This is a genomic window from Deinococcus aetherius, from assembly GCF_025997855.1.
Lineage (GTDB): Bacteria > Deinococcota > Deinococci > Deinococcales > Deinococcaceae > Deinococcus > Deinococcus aetherius.
The window spans coordinates 3007013-3025302 of sequence record NZ_AP026560.1 but is presented as its reverse complement, the minus strand read 5'-3'; the positions used below and the strand labels follow the sequence as shown (position 1 = coordinate 3025302).

The window sequence follows — 18290 nt, the reverse complement described above, 5'->3', positions numbered from 1 at the left end:
ACGGGTCGGGCAACCGAAGCATTCTTCTCCGGCACAAGACGAGCGGCGCTTGTCACCCCCTCCCGACTTCCCCCACAAGGGGGGAGGAGTAAAAAGACCACGGAGGAACTTTGGGGGCTCGCCCCTCAGGGCGTAATGCGCGTTCCCGCCTCTCCCCGCGCCGCCGCCGCGAGGACACCCGCCGTCATCCCGCTGGCGATCACGGCGTAGGGGGCCCCGGCCGCGAGGGCGTCCAGCGCCGCGCGCACCTTGGGGATCATGCCGCCCGCGATCCAGCCCTCCCGGGTGCCGTCCTCGACCTCGGCGCGGGTGAGGTGGGGCGCGCGGGTCGCCGGGTCGGGATAGGCGCGGTACACGCCGTCCACGTCCGTCAGGAAGACGATGCCCTCCCCCAGCGCCCCCGCGACCGCCCCGGCGGCGGTGTCGGCGTTCACGTTCAGGGCGTCGCCGTCCGGGCCGACCGCCACGCAGCCGACGACCGGGGTAATTCCGGCCCCGAGCAGGGTCCGCAGCAGATCGGCATTGACGCGTGTCACGCGCCCCACACGGCCCAGGGCGGGGTCGAATACCTCCGCCCGCAGGAGGTCGCTGTCCCGCCCCATCAGGCCGACCGCCCCGCCTACATCCTGGCTGAGCTGCTTGTTGAGCTGGCAAAGGGCCATCTCGACGACGTCCATCGCCCCCGGGGTGGTGACCCTCAAGCCGCCCCGGAACTCGCTCGCCACACCCCGCGCCGCAAGTTCGCGTTCGATCACCGGCCCGCCCCCGTGGACGACCACGACGGGGTGCGAGGCCCGCAGCGCCGCGATCTCGGCGGCGACGGCCCGGCGCAACTCCACACTCTTCATGGCGTTTCCGCCGTACTTGACGATCACAGGGGAGAGTCTAAGGGGGCAGCGTTCAGACCGCGCGCAGGCTGTCTCCCCCCGGCTGGGTGGGCAGGACGGAAAGGGGCTTGGCGTACCACGTCAGGGAGGGGCGGGCGTCGAGGGCGAAGGTGTAGCCCAGGCGTTCCCAGAAACGGGCGCCCCGGGGGTTCTCCCCCAGGACCGAGGCCAGGATGCGGGTGGTGCCGCGCGGAACCCGGCGTTCCAGGTCGCGCACGGCCCGCTCGCCCAGCCCCTGCGACTGGCGGTCCTCGCGGATCAGGAGCAGGTTGATGGTGAGGTCACCGGGATTGGGGTAGTCCTGCTTGCAGTCGAGGCTGCCGACGAGTTCCCCGGCGGCGTCGTGGAGGAGTTCGAGGTGACGGCGGGGGTCGAGGAGGGCGATCTCCACGTCCCGCTGGACCTCCGCGAAGGAGGGGACGCGGGTGCCGAGCAGGGCGAAGTAGCCGGGCGCGGCGGCGTACAGCGTGTGAAGCAGCGGCGCGTGGTGCAGCGCCAGCGGCGTGACTCTCAAGTCGGGTGCCTCCCGTCCGGCGGGCGGGTTGAAGGAGATGGGGAAGAGGCCGGACTGGGTTCAGGATACCCCCGTCTCCCCCGTCCAGCGCGTGAATTCGGCTACCGGGTCGCTTGGGTCCGTGTTCACGCACGGGGGGTGGGGGTGCGCTACCCTGCCCGGATGAGCCCCGGTTTCTACGCCGCCCGCCTCGCCCGCCCGGGAGCCGTCCTCGCGCCGATGGCGGGCTACAGCGACGCGCCGCTGCGGCAACTCGCCGCCGAGCAGGGCGCCCTGTGGACGGTCAGCGAGATGATTAGCGCCCGGGGCCTCGTCCTGGGTGGCGACTCGGAGAACCTCTCGCTGGGCCGCCCGTACCCCGGCGAGGAAGGGCGGGTGGTTCAACTTTTCGGCGCCGAGCCGGAGATTCTGGCGCGGGCCGTGGGCAAGGTCGAGGGCTGGTTCGCCCCCGCCGCCCTCGACCTCAACATGGGTTGCCCGGTGCCCAAGGTGCGCGGCAAGGGGGGTGCTTGCCTCCTCCAGACGCCCGAGGTCGCGTACGAACTCGTGCGGGCGATGCGTTCGGCGACCGCCCTCGACGTGAGCGCCAAGATTCGTCTGGGGTGGGACACCGACCGCAGCGTGGAGGTCGCCCGGGGGCTCGCGGCGGCGGGCGCGGCCCTGATCACCGTCCACGGCCGCACGAGCGCCCAGCGGTACACGGGCGAGGCCGACTGGGACGCCATCGCCCGGGTCGCGGCGAGCGTGGACGTGCCCGTGGTCGGCAGCGGCGACGTGGGAAGCGCGTCCCAGGCCCGTGAGCGGCTGCGCTCGGGGGTCGCGGCGGTCATGATCGGGCGCGGCGCGGTGGGCAACCCCTGGATTTTCCGCTCGCTCGCCACGGGGGACGACACACCTCCCTCGCTGGGGGAGCGCGTCCGCACCGCTCTGCGCCACGCCGAGTTGCAGGCGGCCTTCTATGGCAAAGGCCGCCGGGGGCTGACGAACATGCGCCCCCTGCGCAAGGTGCTCCCGCAGTACCTCCCCGACCTTCCCGAGCTGCGGGGCGCCCTGGTGGTGGTCGAGACGCTGGAGGACGTGACCCGGGTCCTGACCCCGCTGCTTATCGGTGAGGACCGGGCGCCCACAAGCCGTCCGGCGAGTCGAGACGTGGCTGTCGCCGGATAAGGCCTCTGCCAGGGTTTCGGGCGGGGAAACGGGCGGGGGCTCGGGGAAGATGTAAATGTCTTCACGCCGCGTGAGAAGGGGCAGAGTATGCTGAGGGTGGCCATGAACGTCCGCGAATACTACGCCTACCTGTCCGCCGCCCGCGAGCAGCTATGGAATTTTCTGCGGGCACTCCCGAGCAGCGATCTCGATCAGCACCTGATCGACGGGGACCGCTTCCACAACATCAAGGACCTGCTGCTGCACGTCACCGACGTCGAGGACCACTGGGTCCACGGCATCGCGCTGGGGGACAGCGTGGCCGGGCGTTACCCGCACGACTGGATTCAGCCCCGCGCCGAGCAGTACGACCTGGGCTGGATCATCGACTACGGGCGCGAGGTGGGGGACCTCACCCGCAGCTTCCTGGAGGGCGAGCCCGACCTCGACCGCGAGATCAAACTCGTGCAGGATGACCCGGCCAGCGACACCGTCACCCTCGACCAGCTCATGTGGAACGTCATGACCCACGAGGTCCGCCACACCGCCCAGATCGTCCTGCTCATCCGTCAGCTCGGGCACACGCCGCCCTGGCTCGACTACCTGCGCTTCGCCCGCCCCCACACCGCCGCCCCCGCCCCAGCCGGTGAGCCCGAGCCCGAACTCATCGCCGACGACGAATTCTAGACGCGCTCCTGGGGGAAGTCGCCAGGCCACAGGAGTCAGGAACAGACCGGCGCTTTTGCCCGGGGAGGGGGCGTTCTTCTCCTTGTGGCGGGAGGCGCCGGGTCAGTCTTCCCCGTCGCGGGGGGGCGGCAAGAAGTCGCGCGGGGGGCGGACGAGCAGGCGGTCCACGCGGGGGCCGTCCACGTCCACGACCTCGACCTCCCAGTCCTCCACCCGGATAGCCGAGCCGACCTGCGGGAACTCGCCGAGGACCTCCAGCACGTACCCGGCGAGGGTGCTGAACTCCTCGCGGGGGAGCGGGGGCAGGGGCAGCGTCTCGCGCAGGGTGTGCATCGGGACGCCGCCGTCCACCAGAAAGGTGCCGTCGCCCCGCCGGACGATCAGGCCCTCCTCCTCGGGGTCCTCCATCCCGGCGAGTTCGGCGAGGAGGTCGCTGATCGAGAGCACCCCGCTGAACTCGCCGTACTCGTCCACCACGACGGCGAGGCGCTGCTGCCCCTCGCGCTCCAGGCGGGCGAGGGCGTCCTCCGCCCAGGCGGTCTCGGGGAGAAATGCGGCGGGCCGCACGAAGCTGGCGAGCGGCTGCCCGGTGTGCAGCGAGCGCAGCACGTCCGCCACGGCGACCTGCCCCACCACCTCACCCTTGCCGTCCCGCACCGCGTAGCGGTCGTGCTCGTGGGCGAGGACCGTCTCCACCGCCTCCCCGGTGGGCGCGCTGAGGTCGAGGGTCACGGCGTCCCCCCGGGGAGTCATCAGGTCGCGCACCCGGCGGTCGTTGAAGCGCAGCACCGACTCGATGCGTTCCGTCTCGGTCGCCTCCAGGCTGCCGCTCTCGGCCGCCTGATTCACGATGGCCCGCACGTCCTCCTCGGTGACGAACTCGGCGGCCTCCCCCCTCATCCCGAAGAGGGCGAGGAGCCCACGCGAGGTGGTTTCCAGAATCCACACGACCGGGCGCGTGACCTTTGACAGCACCGTGAAAAAGGGCGCGACCCGGATTGCCAGCGCCTCGGGGTTGCGCAGGGCCACTCCCTTGGGCGCGAGTTCGCCGAGGACCAGGGACAGGAAGGTGACGAGCAGGACGACGGCGATGCCCGCCGCCGAGCCCGACGCCGCCCCGAAGAGGGGGCGCAGCAGCGGTTCGAGGTAGCGGGTGAGACTGCCTCCCGCGAAGACCGCGCTGACGGTCCCGATCAATGTGATGCCGATCTGCACGGTGGCGAGGAAGGCCCCGGGCCGCTCGGTCAGGCGCAGGGCCGCCGCCGCTCCCCGGTTGCCCCGGGCCGCCTCCGCCTCCAGCCGCGATCTCTTGGCGGAGACCACCCCCAGTTCCGAGCCCGAGAAGAAGCCGTTGACCAGGAGCAGCAGAACGAGGATGCCGAATTCCAGCAGGGGATTGCCCACAGGGGGCAGTGTAGGGGCGCCCGGGTGAGCTTTCCTTCACGCGTTCCTGACGGGAGGCGGGCGGGGAGGCTATACTGCGCGGGTTATGCGTACGGTCACGATAGGGACGCGCGGCAGCAACCTCGCGCTCGCGCAGACCCGCTGGGTGGTCGCCCGCCTGAAGGAGGAATGGCCCGACACGGACTTCCGCATTCAGACCATCAGCACGGGGGGCGACCGCAACCGGGGCAGCCTGGAACAGATGGCGCAAAAGGGCGACAAGGGCTTCTGGGTCAAGGAGATCGAGGACGCCCTCCTGACGGGCCGAGTCGACATCGCGGTCCACTCCCTCAAGGACCTGCCCACCGAACAGCCGGAGGGGCTGGAAGTCTCCTCGATCCCCAAACGGGTGGACGCCCGCGACGTCCTCATCGGCCGGGAGGGCATGAAGCGTCTGGCCGACCTGCCCCCCGGCGCCCGGGTGGGCACGAGCAGCGTGCGTAGACGGGCCTTCTTGTGCTCCTACCGCCCCGACCTGGAGGTCATCAACCTGCGGGGCAACATCGACACCCGCCTCGCGGCCCTGGGCACCTCCGACTACGACGCGATCATCCTCGCGGCGGCGGGCCTGATCCGCACCGAGCAGCGCCACCGCATCGACGAATTCATCGAGCCGGACGTCCTGCTCCCGGCGCCGGGTCAGGGAGCCCTCGCCCTGGAGACCCGCGCCGACGACGACCTGAACATCGAGGTCGCCTACGCGATTCACGACCACGGCACCGACGACCGGGTGACCGCCGAGCGCGAGTTCCTGGCGGGGCTGGGGGCGGGCTGTCTCGCCCCGGTGGGGGCCCACGCGAGCGTCAAGGGCGGTGTCCTCACCCTGGAGGGCTGGGTCGGCGCGGTGGACGGCAGCAAGGTGATCCGCGCGACGACCTCGGGCGATCCCTCCGAGTGCGCCGACCTGGGCGCCGAACTCGCCGCCGACATGCTGGGGCAGGGGGCGCGGGACCTCATCGACTCGGTGCGGGTGTGAGGTTGCCGTCCGTTCCCCTCCGGCGGCGGTGATTGGGCCCTCGACCCGGCGGCTCGCGGTCGTCCACACGGGCGGCACCATCGCCAGCCGCCCCAGCCCGGACGGCGTGGGGGTGACCCCGCAGGTCGCCCCGACCGTTTCGGGGCTGCCGGGCGCCCTAGTGCACGACCTCCGGCCCTTCAACCTCCCCAGCCCGCACGTCACGCCCGCACACATGCTGGCCCTCTCGCACCTGATCGCCGGGCTCGCCCCCGAGCACGACGGGGTGGTGGTCACGCACGGCACGGACACGCTGGAGGAGACGGCCTTCCTGCTGCACCTGACGCTCGGCGTCCAGACCCCCGTGGTCTTGACGGGAAGTATGCGCCACGCGGAGGAGGTCTCGTGGGACGGGCCCGGCAACCTCCTCGACGCCGCACACGTCGCCCTGCATCCGGCGAGCCGGGGGCGCGGGCCGCTCGTCGTCTTCGGCGGGGACATCTTCGACGCGCGCACGGTCACCAAGGTCCACACGACCGCCGTGGACGCCTTCGGAGGGTATCCGGGACCCATCGGCCGCATCGACCGCGCAGGCGCCACGCCCCACGTCCGCTTCTTCGCCCGGCCCGAGGCGCGGCCCACCTATCACCCGGCGGCGCTGACCGCACGCGTCGAAATCCTGTACGCCTACGCGGGCTGGACGGGGGAGGGGTACGCGGGGGCCGAGGAGCGCGCGGACGGGTCGGTCATCGCCGCGCTCGGCACGGGGAACCTGCCCGCCGAACTGCTGCCCCTCGTCGCGCGGACGGCCGGGGGCGGCAAGCCCGTGGTGATCGCCACCCGCACCCACGCCGGGCCGGTCATCCCCGTCTACGGTTACCCGGGCGGCGGGGCAACCCTGGTGGCGGCGGGGGCGATTCCCGCGAGCTTCCTGAACGCGCACAAGGCCCGCCTCCTGTTGATGGTGCTCCTGAGCCTGGGGAAGACTCGGGAGGAGATTCGGCAGGTGTTCGAGGAGGGGGCCTTCTGAGGCCGCAGCCCCGCTCGTCGGGCAACTGCCCTTGATCAACCGATGGTCAAAGTTCAGAGCACTTAGTGTTGGTCAAGCTCATCAAGGAGAAAAGCTATGAAATACCCAGCCATCGTCGGCGTCCTCCTTCTCGGTCTCGTCTCCTGCGGTGGGGGTGGGTCAACGCCCCCGGACGGCACCTCCGGTGGGGAGAACCCCGGCGGCGGCACCTCTGGAGGCTCGTCCTACCCCTACAACCCCGGTCCGTCGGCGGTGGAGTCGTCGGACTCACGCGTTCCCTACTACGGCGACTGGGTGTGGGCCGTGAGGCTGCTCGACGGTTCCTACCGCCTGGGCGCCCTGAGCGTGACCCAGCGCGGAATGCCCACCGCCCGCGCCAAGAACGGCGGGGTGGGTGAGGGGTTCGTGTGCGCGGACGCCAACTGCACGACCGTCTACGATGGGAGCTACGGCGTGATCAGCACCTTCCTTGTGGACGGCCAGCCCAAGCTCTCGGCGATTTTCGGCAACGCCACCAGAACCGCCAACCGTCTGGGAATTCTCGACAGTGACGACAAGGTCGCGGCCAATGCCCAGGGTCATGCGGTCATCGCGGGGTCCGGGACGTGGGTGCAGGAGCCCGGAACCGAGGGGCAGCCGGTGAAGGTGGCCTTTGTGCAGGTGGACGCTACGCCCGACATGAAGTTCGGCCAGGACCTTCCGGGAGCTTTTGCCGAGGCCCGGGCTGCGGCGGACGCGGTCGTGACCGCTCAGCAGGTGTCGTCCGTCCCGCTCCTCGCCCCGCAACGGATGCTGCCCAGCGCCAAGTGAAGCGGGGTGGGGGTCGCCCGGGGGCACCCCGGCGCGCGGAGGCACGGTCCCCCGGCCGGATGCTCTAACCTGATCCCATGAAGCTTCGCCCCCTCTTCGTGCTCGCCGCGCTGCTCGCCCCGGGCGCCCTGGCGCAAATGACGATCACCCGCCCCTCGGCGCCCGCTTCAAGCGTTCCGTCCTCGCTCCTCCCCGCCGTGCCTGCCGACCTGCCCGACGGGTGGCGGGTGATCAGCGGCCGGGTCCGCGCCCCCGCCGAGGTGCGTCTGCCCGCCGGGAGCACGGTGACGGTCAGCCTGGAGGACGTATCCCGCCAGGACGGGCCGAGCCTCTCCCGCGTGCAGGCGAGCTTTCCCGTCAGCCGCCTCTCGACCCCGTACCAGCTCCAGTTCAACCCGGGGCGGTTGCGTCCGGGCCGCGCCTACGCCGTGACCGCCCGCGTGACGGCCCCGGGCGGCCGTCTTCTCTACCGCACGACAACCCGTCAGCCGCTCCCCACGGCGCAGAACGCGGTGCAGGATGTGCTGGTGAGCGCGGTGCGGTGAGGAGAGCGATCAGCGGTCAGCCATACCTGCTGAGAGCTGACCGCTCCTAAAGATTCCACCCCCCCGCCACCTCCAGCTCCTGCCCGGTCACGTAGTCGCTGGCCCGCACGAAGTACAGGGCGGCGTCCACGAGTTCGGCCACGGTGCCCACGCGCCCGGCGGGGATCTCGCGCAGGGGCTGGCTCACCGAGGTCTCGATCACGCCGGGCGACACGACGTTCACGGAGACGCCCGTTCCGGCCAGCACCCGGCCGAGCGCGTGCGAGAGGTGCAGCACGCCGGTCTTGGCGATCAGGTACGGGACGATGCCGGGCCGGGCGACGAGGTGCCGCGCCCCCGCGTACCCCAGGTTCACGATCCGCCCGAAACCCGCCTCACGCATGGGCCCAGCGGCCTCCTGGCAGGTGGCGAAGGGGGCGGTGAGGTTGGTGGTGAGCATGTCCGCCCACTCGGCGTCGGTCGTCTCCAGCAGGGGGCGGTGGACGTAGTTGCCCACGTTGTTCACGAGGACGGCGAGGGGTGATTCCGGAAAGGCGGCGTGGGCCTGGCGGACGAGGGCGCGGGCCGCCGCCGGACTGGTCAGGTCGGCCTGAAGGATGGTCGCCCGCACGCCCTCCCGCTCGCACAGCCGGGCCGTCTCCCGCGCGTCCGCCTCGCTGCCCCGGTAGTGGACGGCCACCGCGTACCCCTCGGCGGCAAGGGCGACGGCGAGGGCCCGCCCGATCCCCCGCGCCGCCCCGGTGACGAGGGCCGTGCCCTTTTCCCCTCCGCCCGTCACGCCTCGCCCTGCCTCAGGGCCAGCTCGACGAGCGTGCGGGTGACGGTGTTCAGGGAGTAGCCCGCAGCCTCCCCCAGGGGCACCCACGCCCACTCCTCGATCTCCTCGTTGGGGGTGACCCCGGGATCGTCGGTTCGGGCGAAGAAGTCCACCAGGATCATGTGGGCGGGCTTGTGGAACTCGGGGCTCAGCACGGCCTCCTGGGTCTGGGCGTAGCGCACGTCGCGCAGCCGCAGGCCCGTCTCCTCCCAGAACTCACGCAGGGCTGCCGCCGTGAGCGTCTCGCCCCACTCCACCTTGCCGCCCGGCACCCCCCACAGGCCGCGCCACTTCGTCGTGCGGACGAGCAGGACGCGGCCTTCGGGGTCCCACACGAGCGCCCCCACGCAGACGATTGGCCTTTCCATAGGGGGCAGAGTACGCGGTGCCCGGGGGGCGGGACGCGGAGGATGCGACACAAACCGCGCCCCGCTACCCCCCCCGGTGCCGCAGCACCCGCCGCTCCAACGCCACGACCGCGCCGTACAGCGCCACCCCGAGGAGGATCAGCAGCGCGATGGCGGCGAACTGGCGGGGGGTGTTGTAGTACGCGCGGGCCTGGTTGACGGCGAAGCCCAGGCCGGGCTGGTTGCTCACGAACTCCCACACCACAGCGCCGATCAGGGCGAGGCTCAGGGCCAGCCGCAGGCCGCCGAGCATGACGGGCAGGGCGGAGGGGAGTTCGAGGCGGGTGAGCCGCTGCCAGGGGCCCGCCCGCAGGGTGGAGAAGAGTTCGTGGTCGGTGGGCCGGACCTCCCGCACCCCGACGATGGTGGCGACCATGACGGGGTAGAGGGCGCTCAGGGCGCTGACGAGCACGGCGGGGACGATCTCGAACCCGAACCACGTGATCAAGAGCGGCGCGAGCACCACGATGGGCGTGCTCTGCGAGGCGACGATGAAGGGGCTCAGGAAGCGTTCGAGCGAGCGGGACTTGCCCAGGGGGTAGCCGATCAGGGCCCCGACGAGGCTGCCGAGCAGCGCCCCGAGGAGGGCCACCCGCGCCGTGCCCCAGGTGAAGGCCAGGAACTCGCCGGGGGTCTTGGCGAACTCCGCCCACACCTGCCCGGGGCCGGGGAGGAGGAAGGGCTGATTCAGCACCCGGGCCCCCAGCGTCCACAGCCCCAGCCCCACGAGCAGGGCGGCGGCGGGGGCGAGCCAGCCCAGGCGAACGCGGCCCCGGGGCTCCACGCGCACCCGGGTGGAGTCCCCGGCGCCCAGAAGCGAGCGCAGGTGCGCCTCGACCGGACTGGCGACGGGCGCGTGCGTCTTCTGCCGGGTGTCCAGGACCTCCACGATGCGCCCCGCGCGCAGCACGGCCACCCGGTCGGCGAGGGTGGCGGCCTCCCGGATGGAATGGGTCACGAGAACGGTGGTGCGGCCCGTCTTGTCGTGGAGGTGGCGTAACTCGGCGTTGAAGCGCTCGCGTACCAGCGCGTCCAGGGCCGCGAAGGGCTCGTCGAGGAGGAGCACGTCGCCGCTCTGGGCGAGAGCGCGGGCGAGGGCCACCCGGGCGCGCATTCCCCCCGAGAGCTGGGCCGGGAAGTAGCCCGCGTAGTGATCCAGGCCGACGAGGTGCAGGGCTTCCTTCGGTTCCAGGCCGCCGCCCGCTCCCAGGTCCTGCGGCAACCGCACGTTCCGCAGGGCGGTGCGCCACGGCAGCAGCCGGTTGTCCTGAAACATCAGCGCGGGGGGCGAGGCGACCTCGACCCTGCCCGACTGGGGTCTGAGGAGCCCCGCCAGCACGCGCAGCAGGGTGCTTTTGCCCTCGCCGCTCGGGCCGATCACCGCCAGGAACTCGCCGTGCGGCACCGTCAGCGAGATGTGGTCGAGGATCGTCAGGCCGCCCAGCCGCACGGTCACCCCGTCGAGCCGGATGGCGGCGGGCGGGTCCTGCCGGGGGGCCTCCGCGCGGCCCCTCTCGTGGGTTCCGGTCACGGGGCGGGCCTCCCCCGCGTGTTCACCAGAACCACGCCCGCGACCGCGATCAGGCCGCCGATCAGGCTGATCAGGCCCGGCACCTCCCCCAGCCACAGCCACCCGATCCCGATGGCGAGGACCGGGCTGACGTACAGGAAGGACGTGGTCGTGCTCGCGCCGACCCGCGAGATCGCAAAGGTCCAGGTGAGGTACCCGACGACCGACGGGAAGAGGCCCAGGTAGATCACCGCGAGGTGGGCGGGGAGGGGGGCCGCCGTGAGTTGCGCCCTGAAGCCCGGCAGGAAGGCGAGCATGGGCACGGTGCCCAGCAGCAGGCTCCAGACCGTGAAGTGGAGGGGATTCATCCGCCTCAGGAGGGCGCGCTGGAACACGAAGTACAGGCTGGTGAAAAAGGCCGCCGCCAGGATCAGGAGCGCCCCGTGCGTGAACTCCACGCTCTCCCCGCGCCCGAGGACGATCAGGGCGACGCCCCCCAGGCTGATTCCCGTGCCCAGCCACCCCAGCCCGTTCAGCCGCTCCCCCGCGAAACGGGTGGCGAGCAGCGCCGTGATCACCGGCCCCGCCGCGACGATCAGGCTGGCCGTCCCGGCGGGCACGCTGAGTTCGCCGTAGTTCAGGAGGAGGTGGTAGAGGGTGATCCCCGCGAGGCTGAGCACGAAGATCTGCCCCAGGTCCCGCGCGGGCGGCACGGGAATACGCGCGATGACCGCGTACACGGCCAGGGCCACCCCGGCCACCAGGAAGCGGTAGAGCGTGAGGTGCCCCGGCGTGAAGGCCGAGAGCCCCGCGCGGATGCCCGCGAACGCCGACGCCCAGAACACCAGGGTGACGAGGATCGCTCCCAGCGAGAGGGTGTCGAGGCGGCCGACCTGCGGCGCGCGGGAGGAGACGGAGCGGCTCACACCCGCCAGCGTAGCGCGGACGCCGGGGAGCGTGAGCGGGGGTTCAAGGCGGGCACATCCGCCCCGCGTGCCAGCCAGGGAGCATGGCCTTCTCAGAAGTACAGCCCGACCACCCGCCCCAGGAGGTTTCCTATGGACGAACGCAACAAGGGCTCCGGCGCAACGAACGAGTCGTATATGGGCGCTGGCGACAATGCGCCCGACGCCAACACCAACCTCGACCCCTCCCTGCCCGGCGGCCCGGCGACCCAGGCTGACCGGAACGCCACCCAGGCCGTCGAGGACAGGTACGCGGGCTCGGGTCAGTCGGGCGCCCTTCCCGCCGACGGGCAGAGCGACCCCGCTCGGCAGATGGACAACAGCGGGATGCTCAGCCCCGGCGGGGAGGGACACGAGGCCGACATCATCGGGGCGAGCGGCGACGACCGGAACGAGAACCGCTGAGCGCCGCGCACCCACCCGGCGAGCCTGCTCCGAGTGGGGAAGCTCTTTAATGTGACTTGGGGAAGTATTCACCGGGTCCATGAGAACGCCGCCTAGACTGCCCGGAGCGGAGGGATCCTTCATGACGAATACGAACAGCGGTGAGCAGGGCAAGAGCATGGACCAGGGCCGCCTGATCAGCGGGGCGGCGGGCGGTGCCCTGATGCTGATGGGTCTGCGTCGGCGCGGCATTCTGGGCCTGGGGATGGCGGCGGTGGGCGGGTACCTCACGTACCGCGCGGCGACCGGCAACGACCCGGTGATGGCGGCGGCGGGCCTGAGCGGCAACACGGCGGCGGCCAAGCCGATCTTCGTGGAGCACAGCGTCGTGGTGGACCGCCCGGCGCAGCAGGTGTACGACTACTGGCGCAAGCTGGAGAACCTGCCCCGCATCATGAGCCACCTGGAGAGCGTCACCGTCCTCGACGAGCGCCGCAGCCGCTGGGTGGCCAAGGCGCCGCTGGGCACCCACGTCGAGTGGGAGGCCGAGATCGTGAACGACAAGCCCGGCGAGCGCATCGGCTGGCACTCGCTCCCCGGCGCCACGGTGGACAACGCGGGCAGCGTGCAGTTCGAGAACCTGCCGAACGGCGGCACCCGCGTTCACGTGGCGCTGTCCTACCGCCCGCCCGCCGGGGCGCTGGGCGCGGCCGTCGCCAAGCTCTTCGGCGAGGAGCCCAGTCAGCAGATCGCGGAGGATTTGCAGAAGTTCAAGACGACTTTCGAGGGCGCGAACCCGGCGAACTGAGGGTGAGGGAAGGGGCGGTGGCTTGCGGGCCGCCGCTTCCTTCTTGTGGTGCCCAGGGTGACTGGAGTAGGTGCAACGCCCTCCGCGTCAGGCTCCCGTTTCCCCGTTGCCCTCGCCGCCCCCCGGCGTCTCGGGCACATGCTCCGATCCCGCCTCCACCACCGTCAGCGAGCGCAGGGTCGCCCCCTGGTGCCAGCCGTACTGGGGGTCCCTGAGGTCCAGCGCCTCGGCGACGGCGCGGGCGGTGGCATTATCCGGCTCGCCGTCCAGGGAGAAGAGCAGGAAGCGGCGCCCCCCCGGCGCGATGCGGATGAAGAGGTCGGGGCCGAGTTCGAGCTGCTGGGTGCGGCTCAGTTTCGCTGCCCGACCCTGGGCGTACCGCAGGGCGTCGCGGATGCGAACGGTGACGGTGGGGTGGCTCATCGACCGGCCTCCGTGGGCGGGGCACGCAGGCCGCCGAAGAGCATGTCCGCGTACCCCTCCGCCACGTCGCGCGGCGAGAGGGGGCCGCCGGGGCGGTACCACGTGTACGCCCAGTTCACGGCCGAGAGGATCAGGTTGGCGGCCATCCTCACGTCGAGGTCGGCCCGGAAGATACCTTCGCCGATGCCCTGCCGCACGAGGTCGCGGTAGAAGGCGTCGATGGTGTCGCGCCAGTCGGTGACGTGGCGGTAGGCCCCCGGCGAGAGGTGTTTCCACTCGTGGAAGAAGACGGTCGCGCTCTCCATGTTGTCGGCGACCACCCGCAGGTGGCGGTACATCGCCTCGCGCAGCTTCACGTCGGCCGGAAGGGGCTCGCCCCGCAGGGTGAAGAGGGCCGCGTCGAACTGCCGCGCCGCCCGGTTCACGATCTCGACGAGCAGTTCCTCCTTCCCGCTGATGTGCGCGTACAGGCTGCCCCCCTGCATCCCCAGTTCCCCGGCGAGGTCGCGCATGCTCGTCGCGTGGTAGCCGCGCTCGGAAAACAGGCGGCCCGCCACGTCCTGAATCTGCTCTCGGCGGGTGCGGGTAGGAGTCGGGGAGTCGGCGGGAAGGTCGGTCACGGGAAAAGCCCCCTCGGGGAGCACATTCCGCAAGGGTAGCACGGGGGAAACGAACGCCCGTTTGGCCTGGGTAGACGCGCGGCGGGGAACGGGTGGAAGAATGAGCCCCATGACCTCCGAGTCCCTCCCCCGCACGGCCGAGTCCCCCAACGATCCGGTGGGCGTGCGCGACGCCGTGCGCGCCGTGCCCGCGTACCCCTTCACGCCGGTCGACGCGCCCATCAAGCTCGACCAGAACGAGAGTCCCTACGACTTCCCCGCAGAACTTAAGGCCCTCGCCGCCGAGCGGATGCTCGCCCGGCCCTGGAACCGCTACCCGGACCTGCACGCGGACACCCTGCGCGAGCGTATCGCCGCCTTCGAGGGCTGGAACCCGGAGGGCGTGGTCGTCACGCCGGGGAGCAACGTCCTCATCAAGCTCCTCACCGAACTCGCGGGCATCGGGCAGACGGTTGTCACGGTGAGTCCCACCTTCAGCGTGTACACCCTGGAGGCGCAGCTTCTCGGGGCGCGGCTCGTGCAGGTGCCGCTTGGGGCCGACTTCTCGCTGCCGGTGGAGGGACTCAAGGCCGCCCTGCGCGAGAACCCCCCCGGCGTCCTGTACGTCACCCAGCCCCACGCTCCGACAGGTTTCGCGGACCCCCAGGCGGCCGTGCGCGAGCTGGTGGAGGCGGCGCAGGGCTGGGTCGTCGTCCTCGACGAGGCGTACCACCAGTTCAGCGGCACGGACTACCGGGACCTGATCCGGGCGGGCGGGAACCGGATCGGGCTGCGGACCTTCAGCAAGGCGTGGGGGCTGGCGGGCGTGCGGCTGGGTTACGCGCTGAGCACGCCGACCCTCGCCGCGCACGTCCAGAAGCTCGTCTCGGCCTTCAACGTGGGCCTGCTCGCGCAGACGGCGCTGGAGGTGGCGCTCGAACATCCGGGCTACGTCGAGGACCGCGCCCGCGAGGTCGTGGCGGAGCGGGAGCGGGTGCTGGCCGCCCTCGGCGGTCATCCGGTCTGGCGGGCCCACCCGAGCCAGGCCAATTTCTTCCTGCTGCGGACGCCGGACGCCGACGCCGCCTACCGGCACCTCCTCTCGCACGGCATCGTCGTTCGGCGTCAGGACAAGTTGCCGGGGTTGCAAGGCTGCCTGCGGGTGAGCATCGGCACACCTGCCGAGAACGACGTGTTCCTGGCGGCGGCTCGGGACTTCCGGTAGGGGAGGCCGGTGGGCTGTCCCGGCCCACGTCACACATCGGCGCGGGAAACGGCCCTAGCCTTGCCCCGACGACCCGCCTATGGACCTCTTCACCGCTCCCCCCGACCTCCCGCCCCGCTCCCCGCTCGTGCGGAGCTGCACGGCCTGCGGGGCGTGTTGCGCGGCGCCCGACATCCACGCGCTCGGCAAGCCGCTGGGGGTAAAGTGCGTCCACCTGAGACCGGATTGCCTGTGCGGCGTTTACGCGGCGCGGCCCGCCGTCTGCCGCAACTACCGGCCCGACTGGGTGTGCGGGGAGGTCGCGCCCCTCCCCACCCTGGCGGCGCGGGTGACCCGGTTCCTCCAGATTTACGGGTTGGAGAAGGAAGCCCCGGTCAGGAATTTGAGCGGTTCCCCCCGGTAGGTGAGGGGCAGCCCGGCGAAGTCCTCCGCCTGCCCGTCCTCGCAGCTGGGGCAAAGACGAGCAGGGCCAGCCCGCTGAGGAGTCACCTCACAACGCCACCCACCCCAGCCCCGCGCAGGCTCCCACGACCGCCCAGGCCGGAAGCCGCCCCGCCGTCAGCCCCGCGTAGGCGAGCAGGGCCAGGGCAACCTCACGCGGGCCACGGACGCCGGACGTGAAGACCGGGTCGTACAGGGCGGCGAGGAGCAGGCCCACGACGCCCGCGTTCAGACCGGCGAGCGCCGAACGCGCGGCCGGGCGGGCGGCCAGCGAGGCCCAGAAGGGGAGGGCGCCCGCCATCAGGAGTGCGCCGGGGAGGAAGACGCCGACCGTGGCGATGCCCGCCCCCACCCAGGCCGGGAGCGCCGTCTGCGCCGCGCCCAGGTAGGTGGCAAAGGTGAAGAGCGGCCCCGGCACCGCGTTCGCCGCCCCGTACCCGGCGACGAAGGTTTCGTGCGGCAGGAAGCGGGGGACGAAGCCCGTCTCCAGCAGCGGCAACACCACATGCCCCCCGCCGAACACCAGGGCGCCCGCCCGAAAGGTCGCGTCCGCGAGCGCCCACCCGGCCCCCAGCGGCGCGAGGAAGGGGAGGAGCAGAAGCAGCCCCCCGCAGACAAGCAGCAAGGCCGCGCCCACCCGGCGGGGAACGGGGACGCGGGGCAGGCTGCCCCCTCCCCCCGTACCCGCCGGAAGAAAGCGCCACCCGACCACGGCACACGCCACGAGCGCCGCCACCTGCGCGAAAGCTCCCGGCACCAGCACGAGCGCCGCCGCCACCCCCAGCGCCAGCCCCGCCCGCAGCCGGTCCGTGACGAGGCTGCCCCACATCCCCACCACCGCCTGCGCGACGACGGCGACCGCCGCGACCTTGAGGCCCGCGAGCCACCCCGCGTCCCCCAGGTTCCCCGCCCCCGCCACCCCCCGCGCGAAGGCGAACATCAGCAGCGCGCTCGGCAGGGTGAAGCCCACCCAGGCGGCGAGCATCCCCACCCACCCGGCCCGCAGCAGGCCCACCGCCATCCCCGTCTGGCTGCTCGCGGGTCCCGGCAGGAACTGGGCGAGCGCCACCACGTCCGCGTACCCGGCCTCGCTGAGCCAGCCGCGACGGGCGACGATTTCCGAGCGGAAGTACCCCAGGTGCGCCACGGGTCCCCCGAAACTGGTCAGCCCCAGCCGCAGGAACACCGTGAAGACCTCTCCTGCGGAGCTTTTCAAGTCCAGGGCGCGCATCAGCCCTCAGCGTAGCGGGAGAAGGTCAGGGCGGGGTTCACGGGGCTTGTCCTGTCACCCCCCAAGCAAAGCGTGAGCCAAATACCTCCGCACGATCCTCATGCCAAAGGGAAGGGCCCCCACCTAAGCAGGAGCCTCATTATCTTCGCTGGCGGCTGGCCGCTCCCCCTCAGTCGTCCGCTGCCTGCCCGTCCTTCTTCGGCACGGCGGGGTTTTCCACGAAGACGGTCGGGTCGAGCCGGTCCATGCCGAAGCTCTTCTCGTACTCCTGAATCTTGACGTGCAACCGCCGAACGTCGCCCTCGACCTGGCCGTAGTCGAAGGTGTCGAAGATGGCGGTCGTCTTGTGGTTGGCTCCGTCGAAGTCGGGCACCTCGCGGGTCTTCTTGATGCCCTCCTCCAGCGCCTTGCGGCTCTCGATGCCGAGGTTGCGGAAGGCGATCTGCATCACGTCGCGGTTGAAGTCGCGCGGGCCGTAGATCCCGGCGCGGTAGACCGTCTCGTAGAACTCCTGCCAGTCGGGCACGAGCTGCGCGGCGGGCATCGAGAACTGCCCGATCACGTTCTTGATCGACTCCAGCGTGCGCTCGGGGTAGTAGTAGAGATACATCCGCAGGCCCTCAAGGAAGAAGTTGTAGTGCGCGGCCTCGTCCACTGCGATGGTCTGGGACACCTTGGCGAGCACGGCGTCGGTGACGCCCGCAAGGTGCGGTTTCTCGCTCTTGCCCTGGGCGATCTTCATCATGTTCAGGTAGTTGAGCTGGGTGGCCCGCTCTTGAAACACGGTATACGCGAGGTTGTGGATGGCGTCGGGAAAGGGCAGTTCCCAGACCTGCGAGCGCAGCCGCTCCTTGTACTCGGCGATCCATTCGGGGCTGCGCTGCTCGGAAAAGAGCACCGCGTTCTCCCAGGCGTCGGCGTGCTTCTCCTCCTCGCTGCCCCAGCGCAGTTGAAAGTGGCTGCGCCCGTGCGAGCGCCGCACGACATGCATAAGCTGGCTGGTGAAGTCCGGCGCGTACTGCTCGACCGCGAAGAAGCCCTGGATCACGGTGATGATCTCGGGAGGCAGCGTCTTGCTCATCGCCCGCCAGTCGAAGCTCTGGTCGGGGTTCCAGTTGCGCGTCTCCTGGCTGCGGGCAGTGTACCAGCGGTACAGCCCGAGGAAGCCGCGTTCGATCAATCGGTCTTTTTCCTGGTTGCTCAGCAGCCCGGCGGGGGTGCGCGGGCGCTCGTTGAGCATGTTGGGGGGCATGATGTCGGCCATCAGGGGACTCCTTGCCGTCCCGGGGAGGTGATGCAGGGTGGGGACGGTACGGGGACAGGCTACCCCCCCTCCCGCAGAGGGGCGGCGAATGGGGACGCGGTACAAACCTGGAGCGGACCTTCACCCTTCGTGGGGTGGGCAGGGCTAGAGGAGCCCGTCCCAGCTCCATTTCCCGCCGCTTGGGGGCCGCTACACTCTC

At 71.4% G+C, this 18290-nt stretch carries 21 protein-coding genes; 10 read left to right on the top strand and 11 right to left on the bottom strand.

All coding sequences use genetic code 11. From position 1 onward, the window contains the following. Window positions 1-125: 125 nt before the first annotated feature. Together argB and DAETH_RS15615 are read right to left on the bottom strand one after the other, a co-directional pair. Window positions 126-875 (bottom strand): acetylglutamate kinase, encoded by a 750-nt coding sequence (gene argB / locus DAETH_RS15620; protein ID WP_264775798.1) that lies wholly within the window; start codon window positions 873-875, stop codon window positions 126-128. Window positions 876-900: 25 nt separating this feature from the next. After that, on the bottom strand, window positions 901-1401 hold the full coding sequence (locus DAETH_RS15615) for a GNAT family N-acetyltransferase (RefSeq protein ID WP_264775797.1): 501 nt from the start codon (window positions 1399-1401) through the stop codon (window positions 901-903). Window positions 1402-1563: 162 nt separating this feature from the next. Between DAETH_RS15615 and DAETH_RS15610 the strand changes: the two genes are divergently transcribed. Continuing rightward, window positions 1564-2568 (top strand): tRNA dihydrouridine synthase, encoded by a 1005-nt coding sequence (locus tag DAETH_RS15610; RefSeq protein ID WP_264775796.1) that lies wholly within the window; start codon window positions 1564-1566, stop codon window positions 2566-2568. A gap of 102 nt (window positions 2569-2670) precedes the next feature. After that, window positions 2671-3234, top strand: coding sequence for a DinB family protein (locus tag DAETH_RS15605; protein ID WP_264775795.1), 564 nt, complete (start codon window positions 2671-2673; stop codon window positions 3232-3234). A 102-nt stretch (window positions 3235-3336) separates the two neighbouring features. On the opposite strand, the gene DAETH_RS15600 is transcribed toward DAETH_RS15605, so the two are convergent. Then, entirely contained in the window at window positions 3337-4638 is a 1302-nt protein-coding gene (locus tag DAETH_RS15600; protein ID WP_264775794.1) for a hemolysin family protein, read from the bottom strand. Window positions 4639-4723: 85 nt separating this feature from the next. Between DAETH_RS15600 and hemC the strand changes: the two genes are divergently transcribed. From hemC to DAETH_RS15580, 4 genes are all read left to right on the top strand, one after another. Further along, window positions 4724-5653: a hydroxymethylbilane synthase gene (gene hemC / locus DAETH_RS15595; protein WP_264775793.1), complete on the top strand. Its 930-nt coding sequence runs from the start codon at window positions 4724-4726 to the stop codon at window positions 5651-5653. A 28-nt stretch (window positions 5654-5681) separates the two neighbouring features. Further along, window positions 5682-6662 carry an asparaginase gene (locus DAETH_RS15590; protein WP_264775792.1) on the top strand — a complete coding sequence of 327 codons (981 nt, stop codon included), beginning with the start codon at window positions 5682-5684 and terminating at the stop codon, window positions 6660-6662. A 96-nt stretch (window positions 6663-6758) separates the two neighbouring features. Then, window positions 6759-7472 (top strand): hypothetical protein, encoded by a 714-nt coding sequence (locus tag DAETH_RS15585; protein ID WP_264775791.1) that lies wholly within the window; start codon window positions 6759-6761, stop codon window positions 7470-7472. Between the two features lie 77 nt (window positions 7473-7549). Beyond that, a complete protein-coding gene (locus DAETH_RS15580) occupies window positions 7550-8017 on the top strand; it encodes a YbaY family lipoprotein (RefSeq protein ID WP_264775790.1) in 468 nt (155 codons plus the stop codon). Between the two features lie 46 nt (window positions 8018-8063). Here DAETH_RS15580 and tmpR read toward each other — a convergent pair whose 3' ends face one another. The 4 genes from tmpR to DAETH_RS15560 form a co-directional block, all read right to left on the bottom strand. Further along, window positions 8064-8795: a bifunctional dihydropteridine reductase/dihydrofolate reductase TmpR gene (tmpR, locus tag DAETH_RS15575; protein WP_264775789.1), complete on the bottom strand. Its 732-nt coding sequence runs from the start codon at window positions 8793-8795 to the stop codon at window positions 8064-8066. Continuing rightward, the gene (locus DAETH_RS15570; protein WP_264775788.1) at window positions 8792-9202 is read right to left on the bottom strand and encodes an NUDIX domain-containing protein; all 411 of its coding nucleotides are present in this window, start codon (window positions 9200-9202) and stop codon (window positions 8792-8794) included. The genes tmpR and DAETH_RS15570 overlap by 4 nt, the downstream gene beginning before the upstream one ends. Before the next feature lie 64 nt (window positions 9203-9266). Beyond that, on the bottom strand, window positions 9267-10772 hold the full coding sequence (locus tag DAETH_RS15565; protein WP_264775787.1) for an ABC transporter permease subunit: 1506 nt from the start codon (window positions 10770-10772) through the stop codon (window positions 9267-9269). Continuing rightward, window positions 10769-11677 (bottom strand): DMT family transporter, encoded by a 909-nt coding sequence (locus DAETH_RS15560; RefSeq protein ID WP_264775786.1) that lies wholly within the window; start codon window positions 11675-11677, stop codon window positions 10769-10771. The genes DAETH_RS15565 and DAETH_RS15560 overlap by 4 nt, the downstream gene beginning before the upstream one ends. A 132-nt stretch (window positions 11678-11809) precedes the next feature. Between DAETH_RS15560 and DAETH_RS15555 the strand changes: the two genes are divergently transcribed. Both DAETH_RS15555 and DAETH_RS15550 read left to right on the top strand, forming a co-directional pair. After that, entirely contained in the window at window positions 11810-12121 is a 312-nt protein-coding gene (locus tag DAETH_RS15555; protein ID WP_264775785.1) for a hypothetical protein, read from the top strand. 121 nt (window positions 12122-12242) lie between these two features. Beyond that, on the top strand, window positions 12243-12908 hold the full coding sequence (locus DAETH_RS15550) for an SRPBCC family protein (RefSeq protein WP_264775784.1): 666 nt from the start codon (window positions 12243-12245) through the stop codon (window positions 12906-12908). 87 nt (window positions 12909-12995) lie between these two features. On the opposite strand, the gene DAETH_RS15545 is transcribed toward DAETH_RS15550, so the two are convergent. Both DAETH_RS15545 and DAETH_RS15540 read right to left on the bottom strand, forming a co-directional pair. Continuing rightward, on the bottom strand, window positions 12996-13331 hold the full coding sequence (locus DAETH_RS15545) for a hypothetical protein (RefSeq protein WP_264775783.1): 336 nt from the start codon (window positions 13329-13331) through the stop codon (window positions 12996-12998). Next, window positions 13328-13951: a TetR/AcrR family transcriptional regulator gene (locus DAETH_RS15540; protein ID WP_264775782.1), complete on the bottom strand. Its 624-nt coding sequence runs from the start codon at window positions 13949-13951 to the stop codon at window positions 13328-13330. Before DAETH_RS15540 ends, DAETH_RS15545 begins: the two co-directional genes overlap by 4 nt. Window positions 13952-14060: 109 nt before the next feature. On the opposite strand from DAETH_RS15540, the gene DAETH_RS15535 reads away from it, so the two are divergent. Beyond that, window positions 14061-15155 carry a pyridoxal phosphate-dependent aminotransferase gene (locus tag DAETH_RS15535; protein ID WP_264775781.1) on the top strand — a complete coding sequence of 365 codons (1095 nt, stop codon included), beginning with the start codon at window positions 14061-14063 and terminating at the stop codon, window positions 15153-15155. 79 nt (window positions 15156-15234) lie between these two features. After that, complete coding sequence (locus DAETH_RS15530; RefSeq protein ID WP_264775780.1) at window positions 15235-15558, top strand: CxxCxxCC domain-containing protein; 324 nt, start codon at window positions 15235-15237, stop codon at window positions 15556-15558. A gap of 87 nt (window positions 15559-15645) precedes the next feature. Here DAETH_RS15530 and chrA read toward each other — a convergent pair whose 3' ends face one another. Further along, a complete protein-coding gene (chrA, locus tag DAETH_RS15525; RefSeq protein ID WP_264775779.1) occupies window positions 15646-16827 on the bottom strand; it encodes a chromate efflux transporter in 1182 nt (393 codons plus the stop codon). Window positions 16828-16996: 169 nt separating this feature from the next. Next, entirely contained in the window at window positions 16997-18091 is a 1095-nt protein-coding gene (locus tag DAETH_RS15520) for an acyl-ACP desaturase (protein ID WP_264775778.1), read from the bottom strand. Window positions 18092-18290 lie beyond the last annotated feature (199 nt).